This is a genomic window from Nonomuraea terrae (assembly GCF_004348995.1).
GTDB lineage: Bacteria > Actinomycetota > Actinomycetes > Streptosporangiales > Streptosporangiaceae > Nonomuraea > Nonomuraea terrae.
Map to the genome: position 1 here is coordinate 1 of NZ_SMKQ01000198.1, position 17,018 is coordinate 17,018.

Annotated in this window: 12 protein-coding genes and 1 pseudogene; 3 read left to right on the forward strand and 10 right to left on the reverse strand. The window is 71.8% G+C overall.

From position 1 onward, the window contains the following. Positions 1-1,542, reverse strand: a pseudogene (locus E1286_RS37970) (hypothetical protein); the annotation flags it as partial. Between the two features lie 495 nt (positions 1,543-2,037). Here E1286_RS37970 and E1286_RS37975 point away from each other — a divergent pair. Continuing rightward, the gene (locus E1286_RS37975; protein ID WP_246075519.1) at positions 2,038-3,144 is read left to right on the forward strand and encodes a PP2C family protein-serine/threonine phosphatase; all 1,107 of its coding nucleotides are present in this window, start codon (positions 2,038-2,040) and stop codon (positions 3,142-3,144) included. 6 nt (positions 3,145-3,150) lie between these two features. On the opposite strand, the gene E1286_RS48425 is transcribed toward E1286_RS37975, so the two are convergent. Further along, positions 3,151-3,798, reverse strand: coding sequence for a hypothetical protein (locus tag E1286_RS48425; protein ID WP_165970097.1), 648 nt, complete (start codon positions 3,796-3,798; stop codon positions 3,151-3,153). A 212-nt stretch (positions 3,799-4,010) separates the two neighbouring features. Here E1286_RS48425 and E1286_RS37985 point away from each other — a divergent pair, with 212 nt between their 5' ends. Beyond that, positions 4,011-6,293 (forward strand): ATP-binding cassette domain-containing protein, encoded by a 2,283-nt coding sequence (locus E1286_RS37985; RefSeq protein WP_132620596.1) that lies wholly within the window; start codon positions 4,011-4,013, stop codon positions 6,291-6,293. Here E1286_RS37985 and E1286_RS37990 read toward each other — a convergent pair. The 3 genes from E1286_RS37990 to E1286_RS38000 are packed head-to-tail and all read right to left on the reverse strand — an operon-like array spanning position 6,290 to position 8,812. Further along, entirely contained in the window at positions 6,290-7,162 is an 873-nt protein-coding gene (locus E1286_RS37990) for a hypothetical protein (RefSeq protein WP_132620598.1), read from the reverse strand. The genes E1286_RS37985 and E1286_RS37990 overlap by 4 nt on opposite strands. 32 nt (positions 7,163-7,194) lie before the next feature. Next, the gene (locus E1286_RS37995; RefSeq protein ID WP_132620600.1) at positions 7,195-8,088 is read right to left on the reverse strand and encodes a S66 peptidase family protein; all 894 of its coding nucleotides are present in this window, start codon (positions 8,086-8,088) and stop codon (positions 7,195-7,197) included. After that, a complete protein-coding gene (locus E1286_RS38000; protein ID WP_246075521.1) occupies positions 8,075-8,812 on the reverse strand; it encodes an SIR2 family NAD-dependent protein deacylase in 738 nt (245 codons plus the stop codon). Before E1286_RS38000 ends, E1286_RS37995 begins: the two co-directional genes overlap by 14 nt. Before the next feature lie 30 nt (positions 8,813-8,842). Here E1286_RS38000 and E1286_RS38005 point away from each other — a divergent pair, with 30 nt between their 5' ends. After that, complete coding sequence (locus tag E1286_RS38005; RefSeq protein ID WP_132620604.1) at positions 8,843-9,727, forward strand: sulfotransferase family protein; 885 nt, start codon at positions 8,843-8,845, stop codon at positions 9,725-9,727. Here the strand turns inward: E1286_RS38005 and E1286_RS38010 are convergent. From E1286_RS38010 to E1286_RS38030, 5 genes are all read right to left on the reverse strand, one after another. After that, positions 9,699-11,585: an ABC transporter ATP-binding protein gene (locus tag E1286_RS38010; RefSeq protein WP_132620606.1), complete on the reverse strand. Its 1,887-nt coding sequence runs from the start codon at positions 11,583-11,585 to the stop codon at positions 9,699-9,701. The genes E1286_RS38005 and E1286_RS38010 overlap by 29 nt on opposite strands. A 191-nt stretch (positions 11,586-11,776) precedes the next feature. Further along, a complete protein-coding gene (locus tag E1286_RS38015; protein ID WP_132620608.1) occupies positions 11,777-12,601 on the reverse strand; it encodes an enoyl-CoA hydratase/isomerase family protein in 825 nt (274 codons plus the stop codon). A gap of 124 nt (positions 12,602-12,725) precedes the next feature. Then, positions 12,726-12,941 carry a helix-turn-helix domain-containing protein gene (locus E1286_RS38020; RefSeq protein ID WP_020547488.1) on the reverse strand — a complete coding sequence of 72 codons (216 nt, stop codon included), beginning with the start codon at positions 12,939-12,941 and terminating at the stop codon, positions 12,726-12,728. Positions 12,942-13,054: 113 nt separating this feature from the next. Next, positions 13,055-14,653, reverse strand: a complete 1,599-nt coding sequence (locus tag E1286_RS38025; RefSeq protein ID WP_132620610.1) for an ABC-F family ATP-binding cassette domain-containing protein — start codon at positions 14,651-14,653, stop codon at positions 13,055-13,057. A gap of 112 nt (positions 14,654-14,765) precedes the next feature. Continuing rightward, positions 14,766-17,018 (reverse strand): exo-rhamnogalacturonan lyase family protein (locus E1286_RS38030; protein WP_132620612.1); only part of this gene is annotated, 2,253 nt, incomplete at its 5' end.

The window sequence follows — 17,018 nt, forward strand, 5'->3', positions numbered from 1 at the left end:
GCCGCGTCCTCCGGACACCCCCGCCGTTCCGCAGTCGCAAGCCCCAGTGCCGGCCTGGCCGGACACCTCCGCCGCATCGCCCACACAGCCGCCGGCCTCCACGAGCCCGCCACCATCCGGGCGCGAGGTATCGGCCACCTCACGTTCACCGGCCTGACCTGAGATCTCCACAACAGCCGCGTCACAGCCCGCCGCGCCCGCGAGTCGGCCGTCATCCGGACCGGCGGTATCCGTCGCCGCCGCGGCGCCGATCTCCTGCTGGGGATGAGGTGGCAGGGCGCGGGCAGCCAAGCGGTCGCGTAGCCAGCCGAGGGGGTCGCAGACGGTGGCGGGCGGGCACAGGTCGTGGACGAGCAGCCCCCGGCGTACGGCCACGGCCAGCGCCGCCGCGGCCCGTTCCATGCCGATCCCCGTCTCGGCGGTGATCTCGGCCACCGTGCGGCGCCCGTCGCAACAAGCCACGAACGCGGCGCCGTCGGGCACCGCCCCCGCCCACGTCTTGCGCCGCGGCACAAGCCCGGACACCAGCACCGGATCGGTCAGGACGCGCTGCTGCATCGCCTCGACCACGCGCGCCGCCGGGAACGCCACCCGCCGCGGGCACGCGTACGGCCCGTCCCAGACGTGGCCGAGGACCGCGCCGGGCACCACGGCCGCATAACCGACCGGCCCGAAGCAGTTCGCCGTCCCGGGCGCCGCCGCCAGCCGCTGCACGCGCGAGGCGAGCTGCCTGCGTATCGTGCCGCCCTTGGCCCCGTGACGCAGCTCGCGGTAGAGGCCGGGCGAGGAGCACACGAGCGCGTCGAGGAACCGCTCGTCGGCCACCATCGCCGCCACCGCGGCCCGTACGGCCGCCGCGTCCTCGCCGACCGCGCCGGCCAGCGTGACGCGCGCCTCCTCCAGCAGGTGCGTCACCCGGTTCCAGTCGGCCAGCCAATCGCCGGATCCCGGCGTATCGGGCGGCAGCGGACGCAGGTCACGCAGCCGGCTGCGAACGGCGCGAAGCAACCGCCCGCCTCTCGCCCCGACGGGTGCCGCGGCGGCGGCGGCGCGCACGTCCGCGTCCCACGCGCCCCCGGAAAGAGCGCCACCGCCTTGAGGCACGGGAGGGGGATCCCCGGCCGCCCCGGCCCCGGGAGGCACGTCCACACCAGGACGGGGAATCCCACCGGGCACGGCACCAGGAGGCGCATCCGCACCTGGACGCGAGGTCACGCCGGGCATGACGGCGTCAGGAGCATCCTCGCCAGGACGGGGCGCGGTGGCGTCAGGCGTCTCCGCGCCGGGCCGGGAGCCGCCGGCGGGTACCGCGGGAGGGGTGTCGGGGCGGGCGTTCTGGACCGGCGGGGTGGCGAGGAGGTGGAGGGCCTGGCGTTCCAGGTGGACGACGGACTCGGCGGCCTGCGCGGCCCGGGTGCAGGCGAGGGACAGGACCGACTCCCAGGGAAAGGCGGCGCTCCGCACGACCACGGCCGGCAGCAGGGTCCAGGGCCCCTCCCCCACGCGGTCGCCCTCTCCGGATCCCGCGGGTTCGATGTCCATATGGGCCGCTCCCTTTCCTGGCATGGATTGTGCGCAGCGTTTCTGAACTCCAATATTTACAAGATCATCTTTTCCTGTCAACGCATTCTCCAATGAAAGAAAGCTCAAGCCGATAATGCGCCGCCGCCCGGGCGGGAAATTAACGACCAACCTCTATATATCTCGCCATAAGGGATGGGGCTGTTTACTTTCCGTAGCAGCTGTGCCGATCATTCCGCTTCACACAGTCATCTCCGCTGGCCTACGACCACCCGAGCGTGAGCGGATACCAAAAACGAAACCGCGCCGCCATGCCCCGTCAAGCGGTCCTGAAAACGCACCCGCACCACACCTCCGCACATTCTTCAGCACCCCATGAACCGCGCCCGATAACGCACCGGCCGGCGTTCTTTATCGCACCCCGAGAACTGGAGAGGGGGGTCAATGGAGCGCGCCGAACACCTGGGAAGGACAATGGGCCTGGTACCAGGGCGACATGGGAGGTGACGGGGACCGGTGAAGAAAGACGGCACGCGCGCGGGGCCGCGCCTGTCGGCGCCGGCGTTCGTGGTGGGGTCGGTCCTCATCACGGCGGCGGTGCTGGCGCTCGACTTCACCACGGGCCCGGTCGTGCGACTGTTCCCGCTGCTGATCTTCCTGCCCGCCATCGTCTCCGGCCTCGGCACGGTACGCCAGACGATCATCGCCTCGGCATGGGTGGTGCTGGCGGAGAGCGGGATCGTCGGATTCACCGGCGCCGCGCTCGACGACAACCTGCTGGCGACGGCGTGCACGGCGGTGTTCGGGGCGCTGAGCGTCATCGGCTGCCGCTACCGGGTGCGCCGCGAGGAGGAGGTCCACCGGCTGCGCTCGGCGGCGGCCGCGCTGCAGCGGCTCGTCGTCCGGCCGCTGCCCCTGCGCACCGCCGACATCGTGGTGAACGGCGTCTACCAGCCGGTCGAGGAGGACGCGATGGTCGGCGGCGACATGTACGAGGTCGCCGTCTCCCGGCTCGGCACCCGCGTGCTCATCGCCGACGTCCAGGGCAAGGGCATCCCGGCGATCGGGACCGCGCTCGCCGTTCTCGGATCGTTCCGCGAGGCGGCCTACCGGGAGGACACCCTCACCGGCCTGGTGTCGTCCCTGGAGAACACCGTGGTCCGGCAGAACACCTTCGCCGCCCAGACCGGCGAGCCCGAGCGCCTGGTCACCGCGCTCGTGCTCGACTTCGGCACCGGAGTCCTGGTCGAGGCGGTCAACTGCGGGCACATCGCCCCGTACGTCATCGCCGACGGTCACGTCCTGCAGGTGAACCTCGGCGAGCCCGCCGTGCCGCTCGGCCTCGCGTCGCTCACCGACACGCCGCGATGCGGGGTGCGGTTCGCGTTCCCGCCGGGCGCGACGCTGGTGCTGTGCACCGACGGCGTGACCGAGGCCCGCGACCCCGGCGGCGCGTTCTACCCGCTGGAGGAACGGCTGCGCGACTGGGCCGCCGCCCCGCCCCCTGGCCCGCTGGCGCAGACGCTCGCCGCAGATCTGCGCGCCTTCACGGGCAGCGTCCCGCGCGACGACATCGCCATCCTCACCCTCACCCGGACGGCACCCGGCCTGTCGGAGGCGTGAACGCCGTCAGGCCCGGATCCCGGCCATCAAACCGGCCATGCCCCGTACGTACGCCCGCATCCGGGCCACCCCCAGCTCGCGCAGCTCCTCCACCCGGGCCGTGATCCGCTCCGGCCCCGCACCGGCCTCCTCGCGCCGCCGCCGCAGCCCGGCCTCCAGGTCGTCCAGGGCCGCGTTGACGGCGCTCACCACGCGCGCGCCCACCTGTCCGGCCCCGCCGTGCAGGACACGCGCCGGCACGCTCAGCGACACCAGCCGCGGCCCCGGCGCGCACACGGCGCTCACCGGGCCGCAGGACGCGCCGCGCACGTCGTCGTCCGGCACGCGGCCGATGGTCTCCAGCACGTCGATGAGCGGCCCGAACAGCTCGCCGAAGTCGAGCGCGGGCACGCCCCCGCCGGCGCGCACGCTGGCCTCGATCGTGGCCGTCACCCGCGCCATCCGCGCGTCGAGCCCGGCCTGCACGGCACGCAGCTCCCGCGCCAGCGCCAGCGGTTCCACCAGCCCCGGGTCGCCGCCGTCGGCCCTGGCCTGCCGGAAGGCGGCGTCGACGGCCTCGGCGACGCCGGCCGCGACCCGGCCGGGCGGCTCGCGCAGCAGCCCCGGGTCGATCTCCAGCGAGACCAGCCTCCCCTTGGCGTAGACGGCGCGCACGCGCGTCCCCCGATCATTTCCACGCACTCGAACGAACTCCGACAACCGACCGGCACCACCAGTGCTGACACGGTATCCGCCGGAAAGAGCCCAGGACGGCGGGGTCGCCGGGCGTTCCTCGTGATTTCACGGGACGTTGGCGGGCCCGCACGTATTGTCGGTCCGCCCATGTACGCTGTCCGCTTCATTCCCCCATCAACCGTCGGCAGACGATGGAAGGTCCCGTGCGATCCCACGACTACACCGCCGCTGACAGCCACGACCGCATCCAGGTCCGCGGCGCCAGGGAGAACAACCTCAAGGGCGTCTCCCTCGACATCCCCAAGCGCCGCCTCACGGTCTTCACCGGGGTCTCGGGCTCCGGCAAGTCCTCGCTCGTGTTCGACACGATCGCCGCCGAGTCGCGGCGGCTGATCGACGAGACCTACACCGCGTTCATCCAGTCGTTCATGCCGAGCCTGGGCCGGCCCGACGTCGACGCGCTGCACAACCTGAGCGCGGCGATCATCGTCGACCAGGAGCGCATGGGCGCCAACCCGCGCTCCACGGTCGGCACCGCGACCGACGCCCACACCATGCTGCGCATCGTCTTCAGCCGCATCGGCGCCCCCTACGTCGGTCCCGCCTACGCCTTCAGCTTCAACCGGGCCGAGGGCATGTGCCCGGAGTGCGAGGGCCTCGGCAAGGCCTCCGAGATCGACGTCGACGAGCTGGTCGACCGGGAGCTGTCACTCGACGAGGGGGCCATCAAGGTTCCCGGGTTCGCCGTCGACAGCTGGCAGTGGCAGGTGGTGGCCGGCTCGGGCCTGTTCGACCCCGCGGTCAAGCTGACGGAGTTCACCCCCCAGCAGTGGGACGACCTGCTCCACAAGCCCGCCACCAAGCTCAGGTACGGCACCAACAACTTCACCTACGAGGGCCTGGTCCTCAAGGTCAAGAAGTCCTACCTCGGCAAGGACCGCGACTCGATGCAGCCGTCCGCGCGCGCGTTCGCCGAGCGGGCGATCAGGCTCGCGGTCTGCCCGTCATGCGGCGGCTCCCGGCTCAACGAGGCCGCCCGCTCGGCCCGGATCAACGGGCTCGACATCGCCCAGTGCTCGGCGATGCAGATCAACGACCTGGCCGAGTTCGTCCGCGGCATCGGCGAGGCGGCGGTCGGCCCGGTGCTCGACGGGCTGCTGTCGACGCTCGACTCCCTGGTGGGCATCGGCCTGGGCTACCTCAGCCTCGACCGCGAGTCGTCCACGCTGTCGGGCGGCGAGGCGCAGCGGGTGAAGATGGTGCGCCACCTCAACTCCAGCCTCACCGACGTCACGTACGTCTTCGACGAGCCCACCGCCGGGCTGCACCCGCACGACATCCAGCGGATGAACACCCTGCTGCTGCAGCTGCGCGACAAGGGCAACACGGTGCTGGTGGTCGAGCACAAGCCGGAGCTGATCGCCATCGCGGACCACGTGGTCGACCTCGGCCCGGGCGCGGGTTCGGCCGGCGGCCAGGTCTGCTACGAGGGCGACCTGGCGGGCCTGCCCGCGTCCGGCACCCTCACCGGCCGCTACCTCGACCACCGGGTGAGCCTGCGCGAGAGCGTCCGGCAGCCCTCCGGATGGCTGCCGATCACGAACGCCACCCTGCACAACCTGCGCGACGTGAGCGTCGACCTGCCGCTCGGCGTGCTCACCGTGGTGACCGGCGTCGCCGGGTCGGGCAAGAGCTCACTCATCCACGGCCACGTCGCGGGCCGCGAGGGCGTGGTGGTGGCCGACCAGTCGCCGATCCGGGGTTCGCGCCGGAGCAACCCGGCCACCTACACCGGAGTGCTCGACCCGATCCGGGCGGCGTTCGCCAAGGCCAACGGGGTCAAGCCGGGCCTGTTCAGCGCCAACTCCGAGGGCGCCTGCCCGGCGTGCAAGGGCATCGGCCTGATCTACACCGACCTGGCGATGATGGCCGGGGTGGCCTCGGTGTGCGAGGACTGCGAGGGCAAGCGGTTCACCCCTCAGGTGCTGACGTACCGGCTGCGCGGCAAGAACATCAGCGAGGTGCTGGAGATGCCGGTGGCCGAGGCGCGCGAGTTCTTCCCCACCGGCCAGGCCGGGGTGATCCTCGACCGCCTCGTCGCCGTCGGCCTCGGCTACATCGGCCTCGGCCAGCCGCTGACCACGCTGTCCGGCGGCGAGCGGCAGCGGCTCAAGCTCGCCATCAACATGGCGAAGAACGGCACCACGTACGTGCTGGACGAGCCCACGACGGGCCTGCACCTGGCCGACGTCGACCAGCTCCTCGGCCTGCTCGACCGGCTGGTCGACGACGGCAACACGGTGATCGTGATCGAGCACCACCAGGCCGTCATGGCCCACGCGGACTGGATCGTCGACCTCGGCCCGGGGGCCGGTCACGACGGCGGCCGGGTGGTCTTCTCCGGGCCTCCGGCGCGGCTGGTGGCGGAGGGCGACTCGCTGACGGCCGTCCACCTGCGCGAATACGTGAGCTAGACGGCCAGGCGGGCCAGCACCCTGGCGAACTCCGGGGGCGGCGCCACCACGAGCCGGGTCTGCCCCTCGCGGGTGACGATCTCGGCCTTGATGAGGGCCAGCCGCCCCCCGTGCCACCAGTAGACCTGCGGGCTGAGCCCGTCGGTCTGCGCGGCGTGCACCCGCAGCCGCTCGATGGCGCGCACGACGCCGATGCCGTCGACGGGGTGCAGCAGCAGCGTGTACGGGTCGGGCAGCACGACGAGGCAGCCGTCGTCCGGCACGGCCAGGTAGTCGTCCAGCCAGCGCAGGTGCGTGGCGGCCGACGGCCGCTCGGCGGTCAGCCGGGTGACCGGGGTGCCCGACAACACGATCGACTCCGTGCGCAGTCGTTCGGCGCGGACGTTGGCGGCGGCCAGGTCGAGCGCCCGCGCGGTGGGCAGCGGCCAGCAGCCGGCCTCCTCGGGGCGCACGACGCGCCCGCCCACGGTGAGCAGCTCCACCAGGTCGGCGTTGAGGTGACGGCCGACGACGCGGGTCAGGTCGGCCACCTCGTCCACGGCCTCGACGCGGGTGCGCATCAGCGGCCGGGCCTGCTCCAGGTCGCACACGTCGACGCGGTCGGCCGCGGTGGCCAGGGCGTTCGACAGGTGCTCGGAGACCAGCATGGGCCAGTCTTCCCTGGCCCTGCGCCCGGCCTCGCGCCGCAACCCGGTCAGCTTGACGACCAGGTCGCCGTCCGGCCTCCCCCGCAGCGTCAGCGAGGCCCCGTCACGGGCGAACTCGAAGGAGTATCCGAGGGACTCCGCGACGAGCGCCAGCAGCGAGTCGAGGTCGACGTCCTCGACCGGCCGGCGGGAGGGCTCGCGGTCACGCCTGAACCAACTCACGCGCCGTGTCCCTTTCTGTCGGTTTCGTCCCTCTACCTTGCCTGCTCCCCATCGCGGTTCGAACCGGTCAGCGAGCACGATTCGGTATCGATAACACCAAGCGTCCCCAGCCACACGCTCATCTGGGGCGACCCGTGCCCCACCGGCAACCCGGCCAGGATCGGCACCCCGAGCGGCCCCAGCCGGTCGGCCAGCACCGCGTACGGGTCGCCGCACTGAACCCACGACCCGAGCGCGATCCCCCGCACCCCGTCGAACGCGCCCGCGTGGAGCAGCTGGGTCAGCATCCGGTCGATCCGGTACGGCTCCTCCCCGATGTCCTCGAGGAAGGCGAGCTTCCCCGCGAACGAGGGCTGCCAGCGCGTGCCGCACATCGAGGCCAGCAGCGACAGGTTACCGCCGCTCAGCACGCCCGCGGCGCGGCCGGGGACGAGCACCCGGTCGCCGGCCACCCGTACGGGCTCGCCCGACAGCGCCGCGCGCAGGCTCTCCCACGTGCGCGGCTCCGGCCCGTCCTCGGCGGCGACGGCGTCGCAGGCCACCATCGGCCCGTGCAGCGTCGGCACGCCCAGCTCGACGGCGAACGCGTTGTGCAGCGCCGTGATGTCGCTCGACCCGAGCAGGACCTTGGGGCCGGCCGCCCGCATGGCGTCCCAGTCGAGCAGGCCGAGCAGCCGGCCCGCGCCGTAGCCGCCGCGGGCGCAGAACACCGCGGAGACGGACGGGTCGCACCAGGCGGCCTGCAGGTCGGCGGCCCGGGCGGAGTCGTCGCCCGCGAGGTAGCCGAACTCCTGCCGGTCGAGCGCGTGCGCGCCCACCACGACCTTGTAGCCGAGGCCCTCCAGCCGTTCGACGCCGCGCTTGAGCATCGCGGCGTCGGCGGGTCCCGACGGTGAGACGACGGCGACGGTGTCACCTTGCTGCATCGATCAGCTCCTTGACGAGCGCGGGCAGGGCCTGGCCGATCGGCTCGCGGACGACCCGGTCGGCGAAGGGATCGTAGGGCGTGGGCTCGGCGTTCACGATCACCAGCTCGGCGCCGGCGTCGAGCGCCACACCGCAGAGCCCGGCGGCGGGGTGGACGGTCAGCGAGGTGCCGACCGCGACGAACAGCCCGCACGAGCGGGCGGCCTCGATCGCCGCGTCGATCACCTCGGGCTTGAGCTCCTGCCCGAACGAGATCGTGTTGGACTTCTGGATGCCGCCGCAGCGCGGGCACGGCGGGTCGTCCTCGCCGGCGGCCACCCGGGCCAGCACCTCGCTCATGGGCGTGACCAGGTCGCACGACAGGCACTCGGCGCGGCGCATCGTGCCGTGCAGCTCGATGACCTTCTCCGGTGACGACCCGGCGCGCTGGTGCAGCTCGTCGATGTTCTGCGTGACGAGGGCCCGCAGCAGACCCGCGCGCTCCAGGTCGACCAGGGCGCGGTGGGCGGCGTTCGGGCGGGCCTCCCAGGCGGGATGGCCGAGCCGGGCCTGCCACGCGGCGCGCCGGACCTCGGGGTCGGCCAGGTAGCGGTCGATGGTCGCGGTCACCGCCGCCTGCGGGTTCTTCGTCCACACGCCCTGCGGCCCCCGATAGTCGGGGATGCCGGAATCGGTGGAGATGCCCGCTCCCGTGAGCACCGACACTGGCGTTGGCTCGTTCACCTGGCAAACGGTGTCACACTTACCTGACGTATGCGACTTCCGCCCCACATCCTCGTGGTCAACGGCATCAAGGTCCGCCGGCCGGTCTTCCTGCTCGGAGCTCCGCATTCCGGCACGGACCTGCTCGCTCGCGCGCTCAAGCGCTCCCCCGGCTTCCACGTGACGATGGGCCGCTCGTGCGTGGCCCACGTGGTGTACGCCTTCGCCCGCAAGCCGTCCATCGCCCAGACCTCCGGCGCCGTCCGCGTGCTGCGCGACGCGCTCGCCGAGTCGTGGCAGGTGCTGCCGGGGTCGTGCGGCGCGTGCGCGCCGGCGTGCCAGGAGGCGGGCGGCGTCACGGGCAGCGGGCCGTGCGTGTCCACGGCCGAGGTCACGCGCTTCGGCGACGGCAGCCCCGACCTGCTCTACAGCGCGCCTGTGCTGTTACGGGCCTTCCCCGACGCCCGGTTCGTCCAGCTCATCCGCGACGGACGCGACGTGGTGGCCGACATGCTGGCCGATCCGGCGTGCCTGGCGTGGTTCAGGCCCGCGATGCTGACCGAGCAGACCGAGTTCCCCAACGCCTTCCTCGGCGTCAACAAGGACGAGCACCTCGACCGGTGGAAGGTCATGCCGGCGGCGGGCAAGAGCGCCCTGCGCTGGCGCAGCGCCGTACGCCTGAGCGCCGAGCTGCGCCGCGCCCTGCCCGCCGGGCAGCTCATGACCGTCCGGTACGAGGACCTCGTGCGCAAGCCCCCGCAGACGGTCTCCGTGCTGGGCGAGTTCCTGGAGACCAGGGTCGCCAAGGCCGTGCTGTACGACGCCGCGGTGCCCCAGGTGGGCGCCTGGCGCACCCGGCTCAGGGGCGAGGACCTGGCGCTGGTGGAGAAGGTGGCCAGGGAGGAGCTCAAGCGGCTGGGCTACCGGAGTCCTTGAACTGGGTGCGGTAGAGCTCGGCGTACAGGCCGCCGCGCGCCAGCAGCTCGTCGTGCCGGCCGCGCTCGGCGATGCGCCCGTCGTGGACGACGAGGATCTCGTCGGCCTCCCTGATCGTCGACAGCCGGTGGGCGATGACGAGCGACGTGCGGCCCTGCAGCGCCGTCTTCAGCGCCACCTGCACCGCCGCCTCCGACTCGGAGTCGAGGTGGGCGGTGGCCTCGTCGAGCACGACCACCCGCGGCGCCTTCAGCAGCAGCCGGGCCAGCGCCAGGCGCTGCTTCTCGCCGCCGGACAGCCGGTAGCCGCGCTCGCCGACCACGGTCTCCAGCCCGTCGGGCAGGCTCTCGGCCAGCTCACCTATCTGCGCGGCCCTGAGAGCCTCCCAGATCTCCTCGTCGGTGGCCTCCGGTCTGGCGTAGCGGAGGTTGGCCGCGATCGTGTCATGGAAGAGATGAGCGTCCTGCATGACCACGCCCACGGTGTCGCGCAGCGAGCCGAGCGTGGCCTCGCGCACGTCGAGCCCGTTGATCCGCACCGCGCCCTCGTTGACGTCGTAGAGCCGCGACACCAGGGAGGTGATGGTGGTCTTGCCCGCGCCGGAGTGGCCGACGAGGGCGATGAGCCGGCCTGGCTCTGCCGTGAACGACACGCCCTTGAGCACGGGCTGGGACGCCCCGGTGTCCTGCCTGGCGACCGACTCCAGCGAGGCGAGCGACACCTCGCCGGCGGCCGGGTAGCGGAAGTGCACGTCGTCGAACTCGATCGTCACCGGGCCGGCGGGCACCGGCACCGCGCCGGGCCTCTCGGCCACCATGGGCTTGAGGTCGAGGATCTCGAAGACGCGGTCGAAGCTCACCAGCGCGGTCATCACGTCGACGTGCACGTTGGACAGCGACGTCAGCGGCCCGTAGAGCCGCATGAGCAGCGCGGCGAGGGCCACGAGGGTGCCGAGCTCGAAGGCGCCGGAGATCGACAGGACGCCGCCGATGCCGTACACCAGGGCGGTGGCGAGGGCGGCGACCAGGCCGAGCGCGACCCGGAAGACGGTGCCGTACATCGCGACGGTCACGCCGACGTCGCGCACTCTGGCGGCCCGGCCGCCGAACACCGCGGCGTCGTCCTCCGGGCGGCCGTAGAGCTTGGCGACCGTCGCGCCGGCCACGTTGAACCGCTCGGTGGTGACCGAGCTCATCTCGGCGTCGAGTTGCATCTGCTCGCGGGTCAGCACGGACATGCGGCGGCCGACGTATTTCGCGGGCACGACGAAGATCGGCAGCAGCACGAGCGCGACGAGCGTCACCTGCCACGACAGCACCAGCATCGCGCCCAGCACGAGGACCAGGCTGACCACGTTGGACACGACGGACGACAGCGTGCTGGTGAGGGCGCGCTGGGCGCCGATCACGTCGGTGTTGAGCCGGCTGACCAGCGCGCCGGTCTGGGCGCGCATGAAGAACGCCACCGGCATGCGCTGCACGTGGTCGAACACCTCGGTGCGCAGGTCGTAGATCAGGCCCTCGCCGATGCGGGCGGAGAACCACCGCTGCACCAGCGTCAGCCCGGCGTCGACCAGCGCGAGCGCGCCGATCGCCACGGCCAGCCAGACGACCACGCCGGTGCGCCGCGGCAGGATGCCCTCGTCGATGATCGCCTTCATCAGCAGCGGGTTGGCGATCACGATGAACGCTCCCGCCACGACGAGCACCAGGAACGCGGCGATCTGCCGGGAGTAAGGGCGGGCGTAGCGCGCGATGCGCCGCACGGTGCCGGGACGCAGCCGCTGCTTGGTCACCGAGTCGTCGCGCCGCAGCGACGCCATCACCTGGGGGCCGAAGCCCCCTCCCATCATCGCCATGCGGGGGATCCCCTCTTTCTCCCCCGGTGTCGCGCAGCCGGGGCCTCAGCGACGACAGCGCCCGGCGTGCGCCCGGAGATTCCCCCGTCCGCTCACCGCGAAACCGGCCTCCAAACCAGCCTCCACACCAACCTCCACAGCGGCCCGGAAAGCGGCCCGCGACCAGGCCGGAAACCGGCCCGCGACCAGGCTCAGCCCCCGAAGAGCGCCTTGAGGCGCGCGGCCTGCTCCCTGCCCTCGGCCGCGCACTGCTCCTCCAGGGAACGGCCGTGCGCGCCCTGGAGGAGTCGCTTGGTCGCGATCGCCGCGTCGCGGTTGGTCGACAGCAGCTCCGCGATTTTGTCTCGTACGGCTTGTTCGAGGTCGCTCCCGGCGACCACTTTCTCGGCGAGGCCGATGCGCATGGCCTCGTCGGCGTACACGGTCCTGGCGGTCAGGCAGATGTCGATCGCCTTGGCCAGGCCGACCAGCTCCACCAGGGGCTTGGTCCCCGTCAGGTCGGGCACCAGGCCCAGTGCGGGCTCTTTCATGCAGAACTTGACGTCGTCGGCCACGATCCGCAGATCACAGGAGAGCGCGAGCTGGAACCCCGCACCGATCGCGTGCCCCTGCACCGCGGCGATGGAAACGATCTCCGGGCGGCGCAGCCAAAGGAACCCCGCCTGGGCCTTGCTGACGCTCTGCGCGATGTCCGTGTCGCCGTTTGTGGCCGCCGAACTGAACGAGCCCTGTCCGGGCACCCCCTCGGGTGTGAACATCCGCAGGTCGATCCCTGCCGAGAAGGACGGTCCCTCACCTTTCACGACGACGACGCGCACCTGCCCGGGCAGGTTCTCGCCGATGCGAGCCAGTGCCGACCATGTCGCGAACGTCTGCGCGTTGCGCTTTTCCGGCCGGTCGAGCGTGATCGTCGCTATCTCACCGTCCACCTCGAAGCGGAGCCCTGCCTCCGCCAGCCTTTCGGCGGAGACGTCCTCCGCATTCCCCCCACGCTGCCGCGCCCGCGCTTCCGCCATCGCCCGCTCCCTGTCGCCGGAGTGCTGACTGTCGCGCCCGAGCCTACAGAATATCGTTCTGGCCCGGGCGCGACGTCGGCTGACTGGGGACGAGCGGCTGCGGTCGCACGTTCCGAGGCGGCCGTCAGCGCTTGGACTTGCCTCGGGTCGCCCCGCCGCGCCCGCGCAGAGTCACACCGGACTCGCTCAGGATGCGGTGGATGAACCCGTAGGACCGACCGGTGGAAGCAGCCAGGGCGCGGATGCTCTCACCCGCGGCGTAGCGCTTCTTCAGATCGCCGGCCAGTTTCTCCCGGTCGGCCCCGGTGACCCGGGTGCCCTTCTTCAGTGTCTCGGCCACGAGTACCTCCTGTAGTGCCGGACTTCCGCAGCGTTACTCCGCCATGATCAGTCATTTCAGCGGGATCGGCTACCTACTCCACGGGAAAAGATCCGTACCCACTCAAATTAAGATCAGGCAAGTGCCACAAGATCGGAAAATTCGGCGCTCCATGCGTCTTCAGTTCCGTCCGGTAGCAAGATCACCCTATCCGGTGACAGGGCGTCAACGGCACCCTCGTCATGTGTGACCAGGACGATTGCTCCTGAATACGACCTCAGAGCATTGAGAACCTGCTCGCGGCTGACGGGATCGAGGTTGTTCGTGGGCTCGTCGAGAAGCAGGACATTCGCGCTGGAGAGCACCAGCATGGCGAGCGCGAGGCGGGTCTTCTCACCACCGGAGAGCACCCCGGCGGGCTTGTCGACGTCGTCTCCGGAGAACAGGAACGAGCCCAGCACCTTGCGCAGCTCGGTGTCGGTGAACGTGCCGCCGGCCGAGCGCATGTTCTCCAGCAGGGTGCGTTCGGCGTCGAGCGTCTCGTGCTCCTGGGCGTAGTAGCCGACCTTCAGGCCGTGGCCGGGCTTGACCTCGCCGGTGTCGGGCTCCTCCAGACCGCCCAGGATGCGCAGCAGCGTGGTCTTGCCCGCGCCGTTCAGGCCGAGGATGACGACCCTGTGACCTCGGTCGATGGCCACGTCGACGTCGGTGAAGACCTCCAGGGAGCCGTACGACTTCGACAGGTCCTGCGCCATCAGCGGCGTGCGGCCGCACGGCTGGGGGTCGGGGAAGCGCAGCCGCGCCACCTTGTCGCTCTGGCGCTCCTCCTCCGTGGACGACAGCAGGCGGTGCGCCCGGCGCATCATGTCCTGGGCCGCCTTGGCCTTGGTCGCCTTGGCGCGCATCTTGTCGGCCTGCGCCAGCAGGGCCCCGGCCTGCTTCTCGGCGTTGGCCCGCTCGCGCTTGCGGCGCTTCTCGTCGGTCTCGCGCTGGGCGAGGTACGCCTTCCAGCCGACGTTGTAGTGGTCGATCACGGACCGGTTGGCGTCGAGGTGCAGAACCTTGTTGACCGTCGCTTCAAGAAGCTCGACGTCGTGGCTGATGATCACCAAGCCACCTTGATGACTTCGCAAAAAATCGCGAAGCCAGCCGATTGAGTCCGCATCTAGGTGGTTTGTCGGCTCGTCGAGAAGGAGAGTTTCCGCTCCGCTGAAAAGAATTCGTGCCAATTCCACACGGCGCCGCTGACCGCCGGAAAGCGTTTGCAACGGCTGGCCGAGCACCCGGTCGGGCAGGCCAAGGCTGGAGGCGATGGAGGCGGCCTCCGACTCGGCGGCGTACCCGCCGAGCACGTGCATCTGGTCCTCGAGGCGGCCGTACTTCCTGACGGCCCGCTCCCGCGTGCGCTCATCGGCGGAGGACATGCCGAGCTCGGCCTCGCGCAGCTCCTTGATGACCTGGTCGAGGCCGCGCGCGGACAGGATGCGGTCGCGGGCCAGCACCTGCAGGTCGCCGGTGCGCGGGTCCTGCGGCAGGTAGCCGATGCTGCCGCTGGTGGTCACGGTGCCGGTCGCGGGCAGGGCCTCGCCCGCGAGCACCTTCGTGAGGGTGGTCTTGCCGGCGCCGTTGCGGCCGACGAGCCCGATCTTGTCACCGGGGTTGACCCGGAAGGAGGCTTTTTCGATGAGCAGACGCGCGCCCGCGCGCAACTCGATGTCACTGGCGATGATCATGATGGCGGAACCACTCCCGAGCTAGGAAACGAGGGTTGGGCGTGCGACGCCGGTCAATCGGGAGTAGGCATACAGATCAGTGTAGGTGCCGATGGTCGGGCTCCACCTCTGGTTAACGTCGCGGCAGGTGCCCGCCGATCAGGGCCAGGTTGTGAATCGCGGCCAGGCCGTACTGCGCCGCGCCGTTGGTGCCGACGAACGGCGCCTCGTGCACGGGGTGCGGCACGTGCGGCCCGTCGACCAGGGTCAGGCGCCAGTCCGGCTCGCGCTGCAACGGGTTGCTGTTGAGCTGGTCGCCCTCGTCGAGGAAGAACTTGCGCCAGGCCCAGGCCGCCAGCTCGGCGTCGCCGGTGCGCGCCGCCGCGTACGCGGTGAGCCTGCTGTGCGCCTGGACCAGCGAGATCCCGCTCAGCCGCCGCCCCAGCTCGGCCTCCTGCCGCTCCGGCGGGGCCAGGTAGAGGCGGCAGTAGTCGAGCCAGGCCCGTTCGAACCCGGGCACGCCCAGGTCGAGCGCGATCAGCTCGGCGCAGATCTCCGGCAGCCCGAACAGCGCCGACAGGTGCGAGACGGAGATGGCGTCACGCGTGGTGTCGAAGCGCCCGGTCGCCAGGTCGAGCCGGGCCTCGCCGGTCAGGAAGCCGCGCGGCAGCGCGCCGATCCCGGCCATCGTGCCGAGCAGCCGGTCCCTGGCCCGTTCGTCGCCGTGCCGCTCCCAGCGGGTCAGCCAGGCCGCCGCGAGCGCGCCCCAGTCGGTGCCGAGGCCGACCGACAGGGCCGACGGGTCGGGGGTGTAGACGTCCTCGCGCACCTTGCGCAGCGGGTCCATGACCAGGAACGTCTCCTCGGGCGCGCTCAGCTCGTCCAGGAGGTCGCCGGTGCGCTCGTCGGCGGTCAGGTAGTGGAGGAAGCGCCGGTAGGCGGCGTTGGAGATGCGTACCTGCTTGCAGCTGCAGCCCCAGTGCTGGACGTTGTGCCGGCTGCCGAGACCCTTCCAGCGGCCGAGGTGGTGGACGTCGACCTCGCCGGTGTGGCGGGTCATGGCCTCGGCGAAGCGGAAGACGTCGGCCCGGCCGGTGCGCAGGTACTGCAGCCACAGCCACAGGTCGGGCGAGAGCTCGGAGTTGTCCCAGGCGTAGCCGCCGACGTCGTAGCGCCAGGTGTGCCGGTCGGGATCGTAGGTGTGCATGACGTCGCCGTAGTCCCAGAAGCCGTACCAGCGGCGTTGTTCGCGTTCGCGGACATAGAGGTCGAACAGGAAATCGAGGCGGTCCTCGATCTCGGCATGGGCGGGGGTGGAGCGGTCGGGCAGGTCCCAGACGCCGAACACGCCCGCCGCGCGCACCCGCTCGGGCGCGCAGGTCAGCAGGCCGGGCTCGGTGAGGGCGGCGGCGTGCGCGGCCAGGTCGGCCGCGCAGGGCGTGCCGTCGTGGGCGCGCAGGCCCAGCTCGTGCGTACGCGCCACGCCGCGCGCGTCGCCGAAGCCGGGCTCGTAGTCCTCGTACGTGATCTCCAGGCCCTCCAGTTGCTCGGCGAAGGTGTCCTGGCCCAGGCCGTCGTGGTAGAAGCGCACGTCCATGGCGGGGGCCGACGGCGACCAGAGCCAGACGGTGACCGTGGCCAGGCCGGTGGCGGCGTTCCTGACGTCGAGGCGGGCAGGGTGCAGGCGCCAGAAGTCGCGCAGCCCGAAGGCGAGGCCGCCGCTCGCGCCGCCGGCGTAGCCGTACCCGGCCGAGCGGGTGCCGGACGGGGCGGTCACCCAGGCGTGGCCCTCACCGGTGCGTTTGCGCAGCGTGTAGCCATCAGCGCTGCCCTGGTCGAGGGTGTGGTCGTTCCAGGCGGGGATCAGGTGCAGCCGGCTCGCGACCTCGGGGTGCAGCTCGCCGGCGGCCCTGCCCTCGACCTGGGCGCGGCGCGCGCTCTCGCCGGGGTCGCGGCGCAGGCCCGTCAGGCCGCGCACGGCCTCGGTGTGGAAGCCCTGGCTGCCGGCCAGCCGGATGTGCCGGTCGTGCGGCTCGTCCCGCATGACGACGTCGGCGCGCAGGCCGAGCCCGGCCAGGAAGTCGCGACGCGGGTCGCCGTCCCAGACGAAGGTGTGCATGATCCGCACGTGTTCGGCGCCGGCGTAGAAGTACAGGCGCACGGTGAACGGCAGCCAGTCGCCGTGCCGGCCCTCCAGGCGCACGACGGCGCGCACGGGACCGTCCTGCTCGACGGTGACCTGCTCCACGACGCCGGTCGCCTGCTCGCGGGCGACGGTTCCGCCCTCGTCGGGGGTGGGCTCGCGCTGGCGCAGGCTCACCAGGCGGACGTCCCTGGCGATCTCGCGTCCGCCGCGCGCGATCGAGCGGGCCAGCGTGCCCTGCCC

Bases quoted from the DNA above. Each gene is read 5' to 3' on its own strand.
- E1286_RS37985 (WP_132620596.1), top strand. From the start codon at position 4,011: ATGGAAGGTCCCGTGCGATCCCACGACTACACCGCCGCTGACAGCCAC.
- E1286_RS37995 (WP_132620600.1), bottom strand. From the start codon at position 8,088: ATGCAGCAAGGTGACACCGTCGCCGTCGTCTCACCGTCGGGACCCGCC.
- E1286_RS38005 (WP_132620604.1), top strand. From the start codon at position 8,843: ATGCGACTTCCGCCCCACATCCTCGTGGTCAACGGCATCAAGGTCCGC.
- E1286_RS38010 (WP_132620606.1), bottom strand. From the start codon at position 11,585: ATGGCGATGATGGGAGGGGGCTTCGGCCCCCAGGTGATGGCGTCGCTG.
- E1286_RS38015 (WP_132620608.1), bottom strand. From the start codon at position 12,601: ATGGCGGAAGCGCGGGCGCGGCAGCGTGGGGGGAATGCGGAGGACGTC.
- E1286_RS38025 (WP_132620610.1), bottom strand. From the start codon at position 14,653: ATGATCATCGCCAGTGACATCGAGTTGCGCGCGGGCGCGCGTCTGCTC.